The sequence below is a fragment of the Mesorhizobium sp. genome, from assembly GCF_024509055.1.
In the GTDB taxonomy this organism is placed as follows: Bacteria; Pseudomonadota; Alphaproteobacteria; order Rhizobiales; family Rhizobiaceae; genus Mesorhizobium.
In genome coordinates this window covers 1-2,962 of sequence record NZ_JANINM010000218.1, presented here as the reverse complement: position 1 = coordinate 2,962, position 2,962 = coordinate 1, and the positions used below count along the sequence as shown (strand labels likewise).

The 2,962-nt window shown below is 64.6% G+C and carries 2 protein-coding genes and 1 pseudogene; 2 read left to right on the top strand and 1 reads right to left on the bottom strand.

All coding sequences use genetic code 11. The annotated features are described in order from the left end of the window. The first annotated feature begins 68 nt into the window (after window positions 1–68). A complete protein-coding gene (locus Q0L57_RS10555; RefSeq protein ID WP_296742238.1) occupies window positions 69–1,154 on the top strand; it encodes a citrate synthase/methylcitrate synthase in 1,086 nt (361 codons plus the stop codon). Window positions 1,155–1,356: 202 nt separating this feature from the next. Beyond that, on the top strand, window positions 1,357–2,487 hold the full coding sequence (locus Q0L57_RS10550) for a patatin-like phospholipase family protein (RefSeq protein WP_296742235.1): 1,131 nt from the start codon (window positions 1,357–1,359) through the stop codon (window positions 2,485–2,487). A 49-nt stretch (window positions 2,488–2,536) separates the two neighbouring features. Here Q0L57_RS10550 and Q0L57_RS10545 read toward each other — a convergent pair. Beyond that, window positions 2,537–2,962: pseudogene (locus Q0L57_RS10545) on the bottom strand (methionyl-tRNA formyltransferase); the annotation flags it as partial.

Here is a 2,962-nt window from a genome sequence, read left to right as displayed (position 1 = left end):
TTGATCAAGATTGATGCATTGACTGCGCAGCATTAATTGCAGTGCGGAAAAGGTCAAGGAGACAAGTCATGGCAAACGGGCTCGACGATGTCGTTGCGGCGGACACGGTGCTTTCGGATGTGGACGGCGTCGGAGGGCATCTCACGATCCGGGGTCACTCATTGATGGAACTGGCCGGCCATTGGCGCTACGGCCAGGTGGTCCGCCTGCTGTTCGACGGCTTTTTCGATGAACTCCCCGGTGACGCCGAACTGGAAAAGGCCATCGGGAAGGCACGCGTCGAGGTGTTCGAACGGCTGCAGCCGATGCTCGTTCAGCTTGCGCCGCTCGGCATCTACAGCGCCATGCGCGCCGGCATGGCCTTGCTGCCGGATGGCGACGAACTGGCTGATGCGCTGCGGCTGATTGCGGCGCCGGCGGTGCTGACGCCCGCCTTGCTGCGACTTGCCCGTGGCGAGAAGCCCATCGCCCCCGACAGCCGCGCCGATCATGCCGCGGACATGCTGCGGATGCTCTCCGGCACCGCGTCGCCGGCGCTTGCCAAGGCGCTCGACACTTATCTGGTGACGGTGTGCGACCACGGGCTCAACGCTTCCACCTTCGCGACGCGCGTTGTGGCATCGACCCAGGCTGGACTGACCTCCGCGATCCTGGCCGGGCTCGGCGCGCTGAAAGGACCGCTGCATGGCGGGGCGCCCGGGCCGGTGATCGAGATGCTCGACGCCATCGAGGCCAGCGGCGACGCCGCTGCCTGGCTGCGCGACGAGATCGCCCACGGCGAGCGCGTCATGGGCTTTGGCCATCGCATATACCGCGTGCGTGATCCGCGCGCCGATGTGCTGAAAGCAGTGGTCCGGCAGCTCGGCACAAAGAGCGGGACGGATAGCCGGCTGGCCTTAGCCGAAACGGTTGAGCAAGCGGCGCTCGAAGTGCTGCGGGTCGCCAAGCCCCAGCGCTCGATCCAGACCAATGTCGAATTCTACACGGCACTTCTGCTTGAAGCGGCCGGTGTTCCAAAAGAGGCGTTCTCCAATGTCTTTGCCGCCGGTCGCGTCGCTGGCTGGATCGCGCATGCGCGCGAGCAGCAGGCGACCGGACGCTTGATCCGGCCGCAATCGCGCTATGTCGGACCGGTGCCGGACCTCGTCGCCTGACATTTCAGACCCGCCTGACGGAAGCGCCACCGCCCCTTTGGGCGGTGGTGTTCGCATGACCGAAATTTCGCTCGATCACGCTTGTGTGTTCGTGTTCTTGCCTTGGTTCATCCTTATATGCTGCACTGCAGCATGAGCTGACGACAGCTGTCCCGACACAGTGACGCAGGGGCAGGTCGACCTACAGGATGACAGGAACGCCATGGCGAAGAACGGCAAGGCGGAGGAAAAGAAGAAGATCAACATCGCGCTGCAGGGCGGCGGCTCGCACGGAGCCTTCTCCTGGGGCGTGCTGGACCGCCTGCTGGAGGACGGACGGCTCGAGATCGCGGCCGTTTCCGGCACCAGCGCGGGTGCGATGAACGCGGTGGCGCTTGCCGATGGTTTCGTGCGCGACGGCGTCGAGGGCGCGCGCAAGAAGCTCGACGATTTCTGGCGCGCGGTGGCCTCGAAGGGACGTTTCAGCCCGGTGCAGCGCATGCCGTGGGACGTCGCCTGGGGCAACTGGTCGATCGAGAACACGCCGGGCTATGTCTTCTTCGATACCATGTCGCGGGTGTTCTCGCCCTATGTCGCCAACCCACTCGGTCTCAATCCGCTGCGCGATGTGGTGGCGAAGGAGATCGACTTCTCCAATGTGCGGGCGTGCAAGTCGATGGAGCTGTTCATCTCGGCGACCAATGTCGAGACCGGGCAACTGCGCGTCTTTTCCGATGGCGAGATCGACCTCGACACGGTGATGGCGTCCGCTTGCCTGCCGCAATTGTTCCGCGCCGTCGAGATCAAGGGCGTGCCCTACTGGGACGGCGGTTATGGCGGCAATCCGGCGCTCTACCCGTTCTTCAAGGCCAGCGCGACCGAGGACGTGCTGCTGGTGCAGATCAATCCGGTGGTGCGCGAAGGCACGCCGAAGAGCGCCAACGAAATCCAGAACCGCATCGACGAAATCACGTTCAATGCCGGGCTCTTGCGCGAATTCCGCTCGATCGCCTTCGTCAAGGAATTGATTGCGGCAGGCCGTCTGCCGCATGGCGAATACCGCGATATCCGCATGCATCGCATTGATGCCGACGAAGCGTTCAAGGACCTGTCGGCATCGTCCAAGGTCAATGCCGAATGGGCCTTCCTCACCTATCTGCGCGATCTCGGCCGGACCGCGGCCAGCGACTGGCTTGACGAGAACTACGACGCCGTCGGCAAGCGGGCGACGCTCGACCTGTCCGGCGAACTCGACGACGGCTTCAAGCCGGTGCGCGGCCCGGCGCCCGGCCGACGGGTCAAGGAGTTCCTTGCAGCGCGCCTGAAGCCGGACGTGGCGCGCAAGCGAGCCTGATTTGACCTGAGGCGGAATGCGTCACGGCATCCCGCCCGGGTCGACGGCATCAGGCGTCGGCAACATCCTTGGGCTCGGCCTTCGCCTGCACGGCAGGCTTGGCGGCCGGGGCTTCGGTTCCGAGCTTCGACCCCGCCAGCAGGCCTTTCGACCTGGCGAACTCGGCGCCGGACATTTTCGCGCCGCTCTCGGTGCGGACCTTGAGGATCTCCAGATTGCCGCCCTGCACCGTGACCTGCAGGGTCTTGTCGCCTACCCAGCTGATTTCGCCAGGCTTGCCGACCACGTCGGCGAACTTGCGCGCCACATGTTTCTTAACCTCGAACAGGCGAACTTTCTCGCCGTCCACGGTCGTCCAGGCGCCGGGCGCCGGGTCGCAGCCGCGGATGAGGTTGTGGATGGTGTCGATGTGATTGTTCCAGTTGATCCTGGCTTCGGCGTCCTTGCACCAGCCTTCGTAGCTCGCCTGGGATTC

What these genes read in the sequence shown, in the direction of transcription:
- Q0L57_RS10555 (WP_296742238.1), top strand. Translation starts at nt 69, where the DNA reads ATGGCAAACGGGCTCGACGATGTCGTTGCGGCGGACACGGTGCTTTCG.
- Q0L57_RS10550 (WP_296742235.1), top strand. Translation starts at nt 1,357, where the DNA reads ATGGCGAAGAACGGCAAGGCGGAGGAAAAGAAGAAGATCAACATCGCG.